Raw genomic sequence first — 13478 nt, 5'->3', positions numbered from 1 at the left:
CGCGCGTCGCCAAATGTTGAAATCAATGTGCGAAAATCTCGCTGGCGTGATCCGCCAGATAGATCCGCAGCCAAGGCGTAAACCGTTCGGGGCGGCGGAAAACCTCGGACGTCAGGTCGGCCAGATCGATCCAGATCGCCTCGACCACCTCGTCGGGATTGGGCGCAAGGGCCAGATCGGGCCCCGCCTCGGCGGTATAGATGTCGACCCTCTCATCCTCGATCAGCCCGCCGCCTACCTCGGTGCGATAGGCGACATGGCCCCGGTGGACAGGTTTGAGGCCGGTGATGCCCAGCTCTTGATCTAGCCGCCGGACGGCGCAGTCCTGCGGTGCCTCGTCCCACTCGGGGTGGGTGCAGCAGGCATTGGCCCAAAGGCCCGGCGTGTGATATTTCGACAGTGCCCGCCGCTGGATCAGCGTCTGCGTGCCGCGCATGACAAAGACCGAAACGGCCTTGTGCGGCAGGCCGCGCCTGTGAACCTCCAGCTTTTCGACGGGGGTCAGCGTGCCGCCGACCCAAGCGGGAATCATGGTCTTCATACGCGTGTGACCGCGACCAGCCCGGTCAGATGGGCAAGGTTCTTGATCCCGATCTTGAGATGCGCCAAGGGCCGCGATTTGACCAGAGACTTGTTCATATAGGCCTCGAAGGTAAGGCGTTGCACATCGACATCATGGCAAAGCGAGACAAAGCGTTCGCGCCGCATGTCGCTGCGGTAATAGGCGCGCTGCATGGCGCCGAGAATCTTGAAGACGTTCTTATGCTCGCGCATGAAGAGCTTGCGCGCAAGCGCCAGATCGCTCACGCGGCCAGAGGTCAGGCAGGCGGCGGCTGCGGTGGCAGCGACGCGGCCCCCGACCATGGCATAGAAAATCCCCTCACCCGAGGAGGGGGCGACGACGCCCGCCGCATCCCCGGCCAGCACCACGTCGCGGCCATTGTCCCATTTATCCAACGGTTTGAGCGGAATTGGCGCGCCCTCGCGGCGGATGGTGCGGCAATGCTCCAGTCCCGAGGCGACGCGCAGGGCGGCGGTTGCCTGTTTCAGATCGACGCCCGCCACCTCGGTGCCCATTCCAACGCTGGCATGCGCGCCGTGGGGGAACACCCAGCCGTAGAAATCGGGCGAGATGGCACCGTCATAGATCACGTCGCAGCGCGCCGGATCATATCCGGGGCCAGCGACCGTGGGGGCCTCGATGATTTCGTGATAGGCGATGACGTAAGGAATCTTGTCGCCGCCGGGCACCTCGTGGCGCCCCACGTTCGAGCGCGCGCCATCGGCGCCGATGATCAGCCTGGTGGTCAGCGCCTTGGTCTCGCCCGACGCCTTGCAGCGATAGCTGACATGGGTGCCGGTGTCGTCGCGGGTGATGTCGACATAAGTGCCGGTGATGCGGTCGGCGCCGGCGCCCTCGGCGCGGGCGCGCAGGAATTCATCGAAATGCTCGCGGTCGACCATGCCGACATAGCCGTTCACGATCGGGATATCGACGCGCCGCCCCGTGGGCGAGATCATGCGTGCGGTGTTGATCCTGGCCACGATCTGCGCATCGGGGATGTTGAAATCGCGGATCAGGCGGGGCGGCACGGCGCCGCCGCAGGGCTTGATCTTGCCCGCGCGGTCGATGAAGGCGACCTTGTGGCCCGACCGGGCGAGATCTTCGGCGGCCGTGGCACCGCTTGGCCCGCCCCCGACGACGATGACGTCATACATGATTACTCTCCCGCTACTGCATAGGATTGAAGGGGCGTGCGCGTCATGATGCGCATCGCCATGAGGGCGGCGGCCACGAAAAGGGCCGCCTCAATTACAAAAACCGCACCAAAGGCCTGCGCGTCACCGAACTGGGCAAGGCGCAGCACATCCACGATGGCCGCGCCGGTCAGCCCGCCAAATCCGGCGGCCACGGCCTGCGCTGCGCCCCAAAGGCCCATGCGCGTGCCCTCGCGGCGGTGCCGCCCTTCGCCTGCCAGCGCCATCATCGAGCCGATGGCCGCCACGGCGAACATGCCGTTGAAAAAGCCAAGCGCGACGACAAGCGGGATGAGGAAGGCGACAAGCCCCAGCGTTCCGATGAGCGAGATGAGGCAGAGCGCCGCGCAGGAGCCAAGGCAGCCCGCGATGACCCAGGCGCGCAGCGATCCACGCTTGAACCCTGTCGCCATGATCCCGACCAGAAGCATCCCAACGAAGACACCGCCATTCTGCATGCCGCTGAGGCTGGTGGTCTGGCCGGGGGTGAGGCCGAAAACGAGGCCGGCGAACGGCTCGAGGATGAGTTCCTGCATGAAATAGGCGGTCATCGACAGGAAGACAAAGATGGTAAAGGCGCGGGCGCGCGGCTCTTGCCAGATCTCGGTCAGACCTTGGCGAAAGGGCAGCGCCTCGGGCTGGGGCAGGGCGGTCGTGCGCGCCTCGATGCCCCAGACGGCGACGATGGTCAGCACGCAGACTGCGATGGAAACGATGCCCACGATTTTCAAAAGCAAGGCGGGCGAATAGGGATGAAGCATCGCGCCAACGACGCCTGCCGTCATGGCGATGCCAAAGATCATCATGAGCCATGTGATCGTGGCCGCCGCCGCGCGCCTATGCGGCGCGGTGGTCGAGGCCAGGAGCGCCAGCAGCGACGTGCCCGAGGCGCCAACGCCAAGGCCGATGGCCGCATAGGCCAGAACCGACAGGGCCAATCCGGCCCAATATGAGCTTTGCAACAGGACAACACCGCAGGCCGCGCCAAAGCCGCCCAGCGCCAGAATGAACATGCCGCCGATGATCCAGCGGGTGCGATTGCCGCCGGTGTCCGAGCGAAAGCCCCATTGCGGGCGCGTCAGCTGGATGCCGTAATGCAGCGCGACCAGAAGGCCGGGCAGGACAGCGGGCAGGGCCAGCTCGACCACCATCAGGCGATTGAGTGTCGATGTGGTCAGCACCACGATCGCGCCAAGCGCGGCCTGCACCAGCCCGAGCCGGGCAATCTGAAGCCAGCTCAGCGTCATAACGGCGCCCCCAGTGTGCGGATGGCGAACGCCGTGATGAGCATACCGCCAACATAAAGCATGACGCCCGTGCCGTTGTACCAGGGCGCGAGGCCCTTTGGGTCACGCAGGAGTTTGCGCATTGCAAGGATCTGAAGGCCCAGCACCGCAGCGACGCCAGCAGCGTGCAGCGGGCGATCCCAAAGCATAAGGAGCGCGACGACAATGACCTGAGGGACGGCCATGACGATGCAGGCGACCCTGGCCGCGCGCCTCGGCCCCAATGTAACGGGCAGAGAGCGGACGCCCATCTGCTTGTCACCTTCCAGAGCCTTGAAATCATTGAGTGTCATGATGCCATGGGCGCCAAGCGAATAGAGCAGCGCGGCGATCACCACATAAATCGTGGGCGCGCCCGCCGACATCACGGCAGCACCGGTGAACCATGGCAGGCCCTCGTAGCAGAGCCCGACGAGGCCCGGCCCCCATATCCCCGAGCGCTTGAGGCGGACAGGCTCGGCCGAGTAGGCCCAGGCACCTGCGACACCGACCAGCGTGGCGCCAAAGCCCCAAGGGCCCAGTTGCCAGCCGACAACCAGCGCCAGCGCCGACATCGCCCATGCGATCCAGAGGCCCCAGCGTCCGGGGATCTGGCCCGAAGGGATACCGCGATGCGGCTCGTTGATGGCGTCGACATGGCGGTCGCACCAATCGTTCGCTGCCTGGCTCATCCCGCAGACGATGGGTCCGGCCAGCAGGACGCCCAGCAGGATTGACCCCCATTGCCCGGACGGCGATGTGCCCGCAGCAACGCAACCGATCATATAAGCCAGCATCGGCGGGAACCATGTCACCGGCTTGATCAGCTTCAGAACCGCCAGCGGTCTGGGGTAGGAGGCAGGGGTGGAGGAAATGAGCGTTGTCATGCTGTAAACTTAGCCTGACAGATTGCGAGTCGGCAAGTGTAAACTAAACCTGACAGATCAGAAAAGGAAGCGCATGCCGTGCCGCGCGGTCAAAGGCGCCGCCCGGATCAGCTTTCCTTGGCCAGAAGTCCGTATTTGCGCAGCTTGACGTAGAGTGACTGGCGCGACAGGCCCAGCATGTCGGCCGAGGCGACGCGATTGTTGTTGGTCAACTGGATGGCCGTTTCGATGCACATCTTTTCGACAACATCGGTCGTCTGGGAGACGATTTCCTTCAAGGTGGCGCTGCCGACGAGTTCCATCAGGGGGCGCGCCTCTTCCTCGGCTGTGGCGACGCCAGGGACGGCGGGCAATTCGCTGACCTGCGCATCGCGGAACACGAAGGCATAGCAGGGCGCATGGCCGCTGTTCAGCAAGGTGGCCGATACGGTCACCGGGCGCTGGCCGCCATACTCGCCCACGATGCGCGTGGTATATAGGCGCATGCTGCCGACGCGGGCGGCGTGATCCATCAGCACTTTTTGATCGACATTGCCGCGCGACATGAAGTCCGCGATCTGGCGCCCGCGCAGGCTGCGCCCGTCAGCCGCATCGACGAGGTTTAAAAACGCCTCGTTGGCCGAGGTGACGCCGCCTGAATTGTCGGTCATCACGATGCCGTCCGAGCCGTTCTCGCAAAGCGCGATCAGGCTGCGCGTGTATTCGTCGTCTCGGATGGCGTTGCCGTCGACCGAGCTGAAGCGGCACAGAAACATGCGCTCGCCAGCGGCGCGGAAGAGCGTCGGCACGATGCGCAGCTTCTCACCTGTCCGCACGGCCTCCACCTCGATCCCGCCGGCGCCGTCCACCTGTGCGGCCGCCGAGAGGCGGTCCATCAGGTCGGCGCGGGAAATCCCCTTGAGCTCCTGCACGAAGCTGCTGCCCTGAATGTTCTCGCGCTTCTTGCCCAGAAGGCGCGCGGCGGCATTGTTCAGCTCGGTGATGCGGCCCTCGCCGACGCTGACAAAGGCGACCGCGTCGTTGATATGGCTCAGCAGCACCTGAAAGCGCGTGTCGTATTCACGCTGGCTCTCGTAATCCTTCTCCAGCGCGATCTGCGCCTTGACGAGCTGCTGCTGCATCTCGGCGACCGGGCGCATGTCGCGGCCCAGCATGAGGATCGTCTGATCGGGGCCGATCTTGTTCAGCGTGTAGTTGATCGGGAACTGCCATTTTTTTTCATGATCGTAATGATTCAGCTCGACCGGGCGCGTCACCGAACTATCGTCTAGATAGTCGTGGAGTGCGCGCTCGAATTTTGGCACGCTGTCATCGGTGAGAACCTCACGAACATTTCGACGCTCCCACTCCTTGAGGTCGACGTAACTGCGATGGATGGGGTTCGACAGGACCGACAGGATTTGCCCTGTGTCCGAAATAACGATGGCGAGGTCAGATAGCGACGCTATGATATCACCAAGGATATCGGGACCGATCAGCGGTATGGCGCCGCTGTCCCAGTACTTTGTTCCTCGGGAAGTCATCTCACGCAGCCCCTTCGGTCGGCTGGCGCAGCACGGTACAAGGTGACGTACGTCCTACGGTTTCGGTTTTTCATCGTTGTGCAGTTTGCAGAACGATAGCGCCTCATCAAGCTTGTTGGTAATCATGTCAACACCAGTAACTTGGAGAGCATCAACCCCTTGTTCAACTATGTAACCGCCTAAAATGATCGGAGGGGGCGTATTTGCCTTGTTTTTAATCGTTTCGACGATGTCGCGCAGGTCCGCCAGATCGTCTTCCATGCTGGCCGAGACAAAGACGGCATCGAAGGGCGAGCTTTGGACCAAGTCTATGATGGCGTCGGTGGATTCGCCAATCGACAGCTTGACCGAATATCCCAGACGCCGCAGCTGACTGGCAAGCACCATCACACCCAGCGTGTGATTGGCGTCGCGCGACAGGAGCAGCAGGACAGACGATAGCTCACCGTTCGAGTTCCAGCGCAGATCGTCCGACTTGCCCGGCCCGATCTCGCGCAGCAGGAACTGAAGGCGCGAAGTTCCAATGGTCACGTTGGTGAATGTCATCTCGTCTTCGCACCAATCGTCGCCCATTCGGTTGGCGACCGCCGGTATATAGACGTCACAGATGTATTCGGCGGGCACCCCATCGGCGACCATGCGGCGCGCAAGTGCGCTGCACCCCAGTGGGTCATCACCGACCGCTGCATCGAACAACAGCTCGATATTGCGTGCGTCCGGCCGGTCTCTCACGGCCTGGGCCCTGAGGGCGACTTTTGACAGGGCGTGTGCGGCAATCCTGCCGATCGTCCCGCTCTGTGTTTCGCCCTCGCGATCAGTGTTGACATTGCGCTGTGGCTTCCTCTCGGACATTCCCTTCATCGCCGGCATCCCTCCCTTGCCCTCGGTGTCACATGCGTCATCGAGAGGCAAAGGCAACACCAGCGGATGGATAAAATAATCCCCTGCATTGCCTCTAATGTCAAAGTAAATTGACAGTCCTGCGAGGGAGTCGCGCTGGCCTCTTCTAAATCATTATTATCAAATACATATTCTTAAAAGGGAAATTCGGGCCGCATCGGCTTCATTACAGAAAGAGTGTAAATCTAAGTTGACACATTGGCCATCTAACGCTTAACCTGATGACAGACAGACAGGTAAGGGCCTCAAATGTTTCGCGAATCCACGATAGCTGCGAATCCACAGCAGCTTTACAGTCCGGCGCAACGAGCGCGTCGTGACGGAACGCGCTGGACCCTTGTTCAGGGCATTCTGGCCCCGGCACAATTCGCCGTCTTCCTCATTTCTTTGGTCCTTGTCGTGCGCTACCTCGGCACCGGCGAGGGGTACGCCGCAGCCACGGTGTCGGTCGTGATAAAGACCGCCGCGCTCTACCTCATCATGGTGACCGGCGCGATCTGGGAAAAGGTCGTCTTTGGCCAGTATCTCTTTGCGCCTGCCTTCTTCTGGGAGGATGTGTTCAGCTTTGCGGTCATCGCGCTGCACACCGCCTATCTGGTTGCTCTTTACTGGGGCATGCTGGCGCCGACCGGGCTGATGTGGCTCGCTCTTGCGGCCTATGTCACCTACGTCATCAACGCCGGGCAGTTCATTCTCAAGCTGCGCATGGCGCGCTTGCAGATGGCGCAGCCGGAGGCGGTGCAATGACCGGCCCCGGACCCCTCCCGGCCCCGCTCGCCGGTGGTGGCTGCCGCACCGCGCCCGTCCTCAAGGAGCGTGGCCAGCGCGAAGTGTTCTGTGGCCTCACGGGCATCATCTGGCTCCACCGCAAGATGCAGGATGCGTTTTTTCTGGTCGTCGGCAGCCGCACATGCGCGCATCTGCTGCAATCGGCGGCGGGCGTCATGATCTTTGCCGAGCCTCGATTCGCCACCGCCATCCTGGAAGAAGGCGATCTGGCCGGGCTCAAGGATGCCCATGACGAGCTGGACCGCGAGGTTGCCCGCCTGCTGGAGCGTCGTCCCGATATCCGCCAGCTCTTCCTGGTCGGGTCGTGCCCGTCCGAGGTGATCAAGATCGACCTGTCGCGCGCCGCCGAGCGTCTGACCGAGGCCTATGCCCCCAAGGTGCGCGTGCTCAACTACTCCGGCTCGGGCATCGAAACGACATTCACCCAAGGCGAGGACGCGTGCCTCGCGTCGATGGTGCCGGTGCTGCCCGAGACCGACGCGCGCGAATTGCTGATCGTCGGCGCCTTGCCTGACGTGGTCGAGGACCAGATGCTGGGCCTCTTGGCGGATATGGGTATCGAAAACGTCCGCTGCCTGCCTGCGCGCAGCATCGAGGCGGAGGTGGGCGTCGGCTCCAATACCGTCTTTGCCCTCAATCAGCCGTTCCTCGGCGATACCTGCGGCGCGCTCGAGCGGCGCGGCGCGCGTCATATTCCGGCCCCGTTCCCCTTTGGCGAGGCCGGCACCACCGCCTGGCTGCGCGCCATCGCCGATGAATTCGGCGTCAGCGATGCGGTCTTTGCGGCCGCGACGGATGCGCCCCGCGCCCGTGCCGCCCGCGCCATCGCGCAGGCGTCCGAGCATTTGCAGGGCAAGTCGGTCTTCTTCTTTCCCGACAGCCAGCTGGAAATCCCGCTGGCGCGTTTTTTGACCCGAGAGTGCGGCATGACCGCGATCGAGGTCGGCAGCCCGTTCATCCACGACGCCATCGTCGGCCCCGATCTGGAGTTGATGGAGGCGGGCCCGATCATTTCGGAAGGGCAGGACGTCGATCTGCAACTCGACCGCGCCCGCGCCGCGCGCCCCGATCTGACCGTCTGTGGTCTTGGCCTCGCCAACCCGCTGGAGGCCGAAGGGCTGACCACCAAATGGGCGATCGAGCTGGTCTTTACCCCGGTGCATTTCTACGAGCAGGCGGGTGATCTGGCGGGCCTCTTCTCGCGCCCCTTGCGCCGCAAGAGCATGATTTCAGGGCTTGATCCCCGGATGGAGGCCGCCGAATGAAGCTGACAGTCTGGACATATGAAGGCCCGCCCCATGTCGGCGCGATGCGCGTCGCCACCGCGATGAAGGGCCTGCACTATGTGCTGCACGCGCCGCAGGGCGATACTTACGCCGACCTGCTCTTTACCATGATCGAGCGGCGCAATCACCGACCGCCCGTGACATACACCACCTTTCAGGCCCGCGATCTGGGTTCGGACACGGCGCAGCTCTTTCAGGATGCCTGCCGCGATGCGTTCGAGCGGTTCGCGCCCGAGGCGATCATCGTCGGCGCGTCCTGCACCGCCGAGCTGATCCAGGACGATCCGGGCGGGCTGTCCGAACTCATGGGCCTGCCGGTGCCTGTCATTGCGCTGGAATTGCCCAGCTATCAGCGCAAGGAAAACTTCGGCGCGGATGAGACATTCCTTCAGATCGTGCGCCGCATGGCAGGGCCGATGGACAAGACGGCGCGCGTCAGCTGCAACATCCTCGGGCCGACCGCCTTGGGCTTTCGCCACCGCGACGACATCACCGAATTGACGGCCCTGCTTTACGATATCGGGATCGACGTGAATGTCGTTGCGCCGATGGATGCAACGCCGACCGATATCACGCGCCTCGGGGCGGCGCATTTCAACGTGCTGCTTTATCCCGAAACCGCCGAGAGCGCGGCCCGCTGGCTACAGCGCGAATGCGATCAGCCCTATACCAAGGTCGTGCCCATCGGCGTCGGCGCCACCCGTGATTTTCTGGCCGAAGTGGCTGGGATCACCGGGCTGCCCTGCCGCGCGGACGAGAGCCGCCTGCGCCTGCCGTGGTATGCGCAATCGGTGGACAGCACCTATCTGACCGGCAAGCGCGTATTCATCTTTGGCGATGCCACCCATGTGCGCGCCGCCGCACGGATCGCCCGCGACGAGATGGGTTTCGAGGTGGCGGGCCTTGGTTGCTACAACCGCGAATTTGCACGCGATATTCGCGCCTTGGCGCGCGAATTTAATGTCGAGCCGCTGATCACCGACGACTATCTCGAGGTCGAGCAGACCATCGAGGCGCTGCAACCCGAGATGATCCTCGGCACGCAGATGGAGCGTCACATCGGCAAGCGACTGGGCATTCCCTGCGCCGTGATCTCGGCGCCCGTGCATGTGCAGGATTTCCCCGCGCGCTACTCGCCGCAGGTCGGCTTCGAGGGCGCGAATGTGATCTTCGACACGTGGGTGCATCCGTTGGTGATGGGCCTCGAAGAGCACCTTTTGCACATGTTCCGCGACGACTTCGAATTCCACGATGCGGCCGGGCCCAGCCATCATGGCGGGCACGCGCCTGCAAACTCCGAGACGGCGCCGAGCGCGCAGCCCGCAACCCCGGCACCGTCAGAGCCTGCGGCACCGTCCGAGGTTGTCTGGCTGGATGCAGCCGAGCGCGAGCTCAAGAAGATCCCGTTTTTTGTGCGCGGCAAGGCGCGGCGCAATACCGAAAGTTTCGCCCAATCCAGAGACTTGCAGGAAATCAGCGTTGATACGCTCTACGAGGCAAAAGCACATTATGCGCGATGACATGACCCAGATGTACCGCGTCGTGATCGTGACGCTGGACCGCCACGCCGCTGGCCCTGCCGCACGGGTTGCCCCGCGCCTTGCGGCCGATTACCCCGGCCTGCACCTCGACATCCACGCCGCCGCCGAATGGGCCGAAGACCCGGGCGCATTGCGCGCGGCCAAGGCCGCCGTCGCCAAGGCGGACATCCTGATCGTCAATATCCTCTTCCTCGAAGAGCATATCAACGCCATCCTGCCCGACCTCGAGGCGCGCCGGACCCATTGCGACGCCTTCGTTGGCATGGTCGCGGATGCGCAAATCGTGCGCCTGACGCGCATGGGCGATCTTGACATGTCCAAGCCCGCCTCGGCCACGATGGCCTTCCTCAAGAAATTCAAGCCAGCCCCCAAGGCCAAGGGCGGGGCAGGCGCCTCGCAGATGAAGATGCTGCGCCGCATTCCCAAGATCTTGCGGATGATGCCGGGCAAGGCGCAGGACCTGCGCCAGTGGTTCCTCAGCATGCAGTATTGGCTGGGCGGCTCGGACGACAATGTCGAAAACATGGTGCGCAGCCTCATCTCGCGCTATGCATCCAACCCCGAATGGCGCGGCACGCGCGCCGCGCTGCCGGTGGAATACCCCGAGGTCGGTCTATATCACCCGGACCTGCCCAAGCGGATCGTGACGGACCTGTCGCATTTGCCCAAGGGCGCGGCGGGGCGGCCCACGGTCGGTCTGGTGATGCTGCGCTCCTACATCCTGTCCGGTGACACGGCCCACTATGACGCGGTGATCCGCGCCTTCGAGGCAAAGGGAATTCGGGTCATTCCCGGTTTTGCCGGTGGTCTGGATGCGCGCCCGGCGATGGACGCCTATTTCAAGGGCATCGACACGCTTGTGTCCCTGACGGGCTTCAGCCTTGTGGGCGGCCCGGCCTATAACGACAGTGAGGCGGCGGCGGTGACGCTGGGCGGGCTCGACGTGCCATATATCTCGGCGCAGCCACTGGAGTTTCAGACGCTCGATCAGTGGTCCCGCTCGCGGCAGGGCCTCGGCTCGGTCGAGACGACGATGCTGGTTGCGCTGCCCGAGATCGACGGCGCAAGCAATCCGACGGTCTTCGCCGGGCGGCATGGCACGGCGGGCTGCACCGGATGCGCGCAGAAGTGCGCCTCCGAGAGCGAGACGCGCGCCATGGCACCATGCCCCGAACGTATCGGCGTGCTGGCTGACAAGGCGATGCGGCTGGCCCATCTGCGCCGCACCAGGAACGCGGACAAGAAGGTGGCCATCGTCCTCTTCGGCTTTCCGCCCAATGCAGGCGCCGTGGGCACCGCCGCCTACCTCAGCGTGTTTGAATCGCTGCACAATACGCTGCACCGGATGAAGGCCGAAGGCTATGACGTGACGCCCCCCGAAACGGTGGACCAATTGCGCGCCACCGTGCTGGAGGGCAATGCCGCCACCTATGGGCAGGAAGCCAATGTGGCCGCCACGCTCAGCGCGGACCGCATCGTGTCCGAGACGCCCTGGCTGAGTGATATCGAGGCGGTCTGGGGACCGGCGCCCGGCAAGATCCAGTCCGACGGACGCGGCGTCTTTATCCTTGGGGCCGAGTTCGGCAACGTCTTTGTCGGCGTGCAGCCCACGTTCGGTTATGAGGGCGATCCGATGCGCCTTCTTTTTGAACACGGCTTTGCGCCCACGCATGCCTTCGCGGGCTTCTATCACTGGCTCAAGACCGACCTGAAGGCCGATGTCGTGCTGCACTTCGGGATGCATGGCGCGCTGGAATTCATGCCGGGCAAACAGTCGGGCCTTTCGGGCGCGGACTGGCCTGACCGCCTGATCGGGGGGCTGCCCAATGTCTATCTTTATGCCGCGAACAATCCGTCCGAGGCGACACTGGCCAAGCGCCGGTCGAACGCGATCACGATCACGCATCTGACGCCGCCGCTGTCTGCGGCGAGCCTCTACAAGGGGCTGACCGCGCTCAAGGACAGCCTGTCGCGCTGGCGCGAAATGGCTGCCGATGACGCGGGCCGCGTGGACCTCGAGGCGCTGATCGCCGATCAGGCCGAGCTGGTCGATCTGGACGGCGCCGATCCTGCGCGCCTTTGGCTGAAGCTGCTGGAAACCGAGGCGGCGTTGATCCCCAGCGGACTGCACATCGTCGGAAAGAGGCTGAGCGACGAAGAGCGCGCCGACATGATCGCCCTCATGACCCATTGCACCGACGCCGAGCGCCGGAATGCGGATGTCCTCTTGCAGGACGAGACCGAGCTTGGCGGCCTGATGCGCGCTCTTGCGGGGCGGTTCATCGCGCCGGTGCCGGGCGGTGATCTGATCCGCAATCCGTCCATCCTGCCGACGGGGCGCAATATTCACGCCTTCGACCCCTTCCGCATGCCCACCGCCTTTGCCATGCAGGACGGCGCCAAGCAGGCGGCGGCGCTGCTGGAGACGCATCCGACGCTGCCGCATAGCATCGCCTTGGTGCTCTGGGGCTCGGACAACATCAAATCCGATGGCGGGCCGATCGCGCAGGCGCTGTCGCTGATGGGTTGCGCGCCGCGCTTTGACGCTTATGGCCGCCTCTGCGGAGCCGATCTGATCCCGCTGGAGATGCTGGGCCGCCCGCGCATCGACGTCATCATGACGCTCTCGGGCATCTTTCGCGATCTGCTGCCCTTGCAGACCCGCATGCTGGCCGAGGCCGCGCTGAAATGCGCCGAGGCTGATGAGCCGCTGGAGCAGAACTTCATCCGCGCCCATGCGCTCAGCTATGCCGAGAGAATGGGCTGCGACATGCCGACCGCCGCCTTGCGCGTCTTCTCCAATGCCGAAGGAGCTTATGGCTCCAACGTCAATCAGCTGGTCGACAGCTCGGCGTTCGGCGACGAGGACGAATTGGCCGATGCCTATCAGGCGCGAAAATCCTTTGCCTACGGCGTGGACGGCAAGGCCGCCCAAAACAGCGAGCTGCTGCAAAATGCGCTTGGCGATGTCGATCTGGCCTATCAGAACCTCGAAAGCGTCGAGTTGGGCGTGACCACGGTCGATCATTACTTCGACACGCTGGGCGGCATCGCCCGCGCGGTCAAGCGGGCGCGGGGCGGCACCGACACGCCTGTCTATATCGGCGATCAGACGCTGGGCGGCACCAAGGTCCGCACGCTGGCCGATCAGGTCAGCCTCGAGACGCGATCGCGCAGCCTGAACCCGAAATTCTACGAGGCCCTGCTCAAGCATGGTCACGAGGGTGTGCGCCAGCTTGAGGCGCATGTCACCAACACGATGGGGTGGTCCGCCACCGCAGGGCAGATTGAGCCTTGGGTGTATCACCGCCTGACCGAGACATTCGTTCTCGACACGGAAATGCGCGAACGGCTGGCCGCGCTCAACCCACGCGCATCCATGCGCATGGCCAGCAGACTTCTTGAGGCGTCCGACAGATCCTACTGGACGCCTGATGAGGACACATTGACCGAGCTTCAAAACGCGGCCTACGCGCTCGAGGATCGGCTGGAAGGCATTGCGGCCGAATAGGCCCGAAAGGAGACTACA

General features: G+C 63.8%; 10 protein-coding genes. 4 read left to right on the top strand and 6 right to left on the bottom strand.

The genetic code is table 11. The features are described 5' to 3' along the window. Positions 1–22 precede the first annotated feature (22 nt). The 6 genes from V8352_RS12015 to V8352_RS11990 form a co-directional block, all read right to left on the bottom strand. A complete protein-coding gene (locus V8352_RS12015; protein ID WP_336424535.1) occupies positions 23–541 on the bottom strand; it encodes an isopentenyl-diphosphate Delta-isomerase in 519 nt (172 codons plus the stop codon). After that, positions 538–1719: a geranylgeranyl diphosphate reductase gene (locus V8352_RS12010; protein ID WP_336424534.1), complete on the bottom strand. Its 1182-nt coding sequence runs from the start codon at positions 1717–1719 to the stop codon at positions 538–540. The genes V8352_RS12015 and V8352_RS12010 overlap by 4 nt, the downstream gene beginning before the upstream one ends. 2 nt (positions 1720–1721) lie before the next feature. After that, positions 1722–3005, bottom strand: coding sequence for a BCD family MFS transporter (locus V8352_RS12005; RefSeq protein ID WP_336424533.1), 1284 nt, complete (start codon positions 3003–3005; stop codon positions 1722–1724). Then, on the bottom strand, positions 3002–3910 hold the full coding sequence (chlG, locus tag V8352_RS12000; protein ID WP_336424532.1) for a chlorophyll synthase ChlG: 909 nt from the start codon (positions 3908–3910) through the stop codon (positions 3002–3004). Before chlG ends, V8352_RS12005 begins: the two co-directional genes overlap by 4 nt. Positions 3911–4017: 107 nt before the next feature. Then, positions 4018–5433, bottom strand: coding sequence for a transcriptional regulator PpsR (ppsR, locus tag V8352_RS11995; RefSeq protein WP_336424531.1), 1416 nt, complete (start codon positions 5431–5433; stop codon positions 4018–4020). Between the two features lie 54 nt (positions 5434–5487). Further along, on the bottom strand, positions 5488–6294 hold the full coding sequence (locus tag V8352_RS11990) for a cobalamin B12-binding domain-containing protein (protein ID WP_336424530.1): 807 nt from the start codon (positions 6292–6294) through the stop codon (positions 5488–5490). A gap of 288 nt (positions 6295–6582) precedes the next feature. On the opposite strand from V8352_RS11990, the gene bchF reads away from it, so the two are divergent. Genes bchF through V8352_RS11970 form a run of 4 tightly spaced genes read left to right on the top strand, consistent with a single transcriptional unit; the run spans position 6583 to position 13460 of the window. Then, positions 6583–7080, top strand: coding sequence for a 2-vinyl bacteriochlorophyllide hydratase (bchF, locus tag V8352_RS11985; RefSeq protein WP_336424529.1), 498 nt, complete (start codon positions 6583–6585; stop codon positions 7078–7080). Next, positions 7077–8387, top strand: coding sequence for a ferredoxin:protochlorophyllide reductase (ATP-dependent) subunit N (locus tag V8352_RS11980; protein ID WP_336424528.1), 1311 nt, complete (start codon positions 7077–7079; stop codon positions 8385–8387). The genes bchF and V8352_RS11980 overlap by 4 nt, the downstream gene beginning before the upstream one ends. Continuing rightward, on the top strand, positions 8384–9928 hold the full coding sequence (bchB, locus tag V8352_RS11975) for a ferredoxin:protochlorophyllide reductase (ATP-dependent) subunit B (protein ID WP_336424527.1): 1545 nt from the start codon (positions 8384–8386) through the stop codon (positions 9926–9928). The genes V8352_RS11980 and bchB overlap by 4 nt, the downstream gene beginning before the upstream one ends. Beyond that, positions 9918–13460 carry a magnesium chelatase subunit H gene (locus tag V8352_RS11970; protein WP_336424526.1) on the top strand — a complete coding sequence of 1181 codons (3543 nt, stop codon included), beginning with the start codon at positions 9918–9920 and terminating at the stop codon, positions 13458–13460. Before bchB ends, V8352_RS11970 begins: the two co-directional genes overlap by 11 nt. Positions 13461–13478: the final 18 nt, after the last annotated feature.

Origin of the sequence: Roseovarius sp. D0-M9, assembly GCF_037083805.1 — a bacterium.
GTDB lineage: Bacteria > Pseudomonadota > Alphaproteobacteria > Rhodobacterales > Rhodobacteraceae > Roseovarius.
This window is presented reverse-complemented; position numbering and strand designations above follow the sequence as displayed.

Excerpts from the sequence above, each read along its gene's own strand:
- V8352_RS12015 (WP_336424535.1), bottom strand. The coding sequence starts at position 541 with ATGAAGACCATGATTCCCGCTTGGGTCGGCGGCACGCTGACCCCCGTC.
- V8352_RS12010 (WP_336424534.1), bottom strand. The coding sequence starts at position 1,719 with ATGTATGACGTCATCGTCGTCGGGGGCGGGCCAAGCGGTGCCACGGCC.
- V8352_RS12005 (WP_336424533.1), bottom strand. The coding sequence starts at position 3,005 with ATGACGCTGAGCTGGCTTCAGATTGCCCGGCTCGGGCTGGTGCAGGCC.
- chlG (WP_336424532.1), bottom strand. The coding sequence starts at position 3,910 with ATGACAACGCTCATTTCCTCCACCCCTGCCTCCTACCCCAGACCGCTG.
- ppsR (WP_336424531.1), bottom strand. The coding sequence starts at position 5,433 with ATGACTTCCCGAGGAACAAAGTACTGGGACAGCGGCGCCATACCGCTG.
- V8352_RS11990 (WP_336424530.1), bottom strand. The coding sequence starts at position 6,294 with ATGAAGGGAATGTCCGAGAGGAAGCCACAGCGCAATGTCAACACTGAT.
- bchF (WP_336424529.1), top strand. The coding sequence starts at position 6,583 with ATGTTTCGCGAATCCACGATAGCTGCGAATCCACAGCAGCTTTACAGT.
- V8352_RS11980 (WP_336424528.1), top strand. The coding sequence starts at position 7,077 with ATGACCGGCCCCGGACCCCTCCCGGCCCCGCTCGCCGGTGGTGGCTGC.
- bchB (WP_336424527.1), top strand. The coding sequence starts at position 8,384 with ATGAAGCTGACAGTCTGGACATATGAAGGCCCGCCCCATGTCGGCGCG.
- V8352_RS11970 (WP_336424526.1), top strand. The coding sequence starts at position 9,918 with ATGCGCGATGACATGACCCAGATGTACCGCGTCGTGATCGTGACGCTG.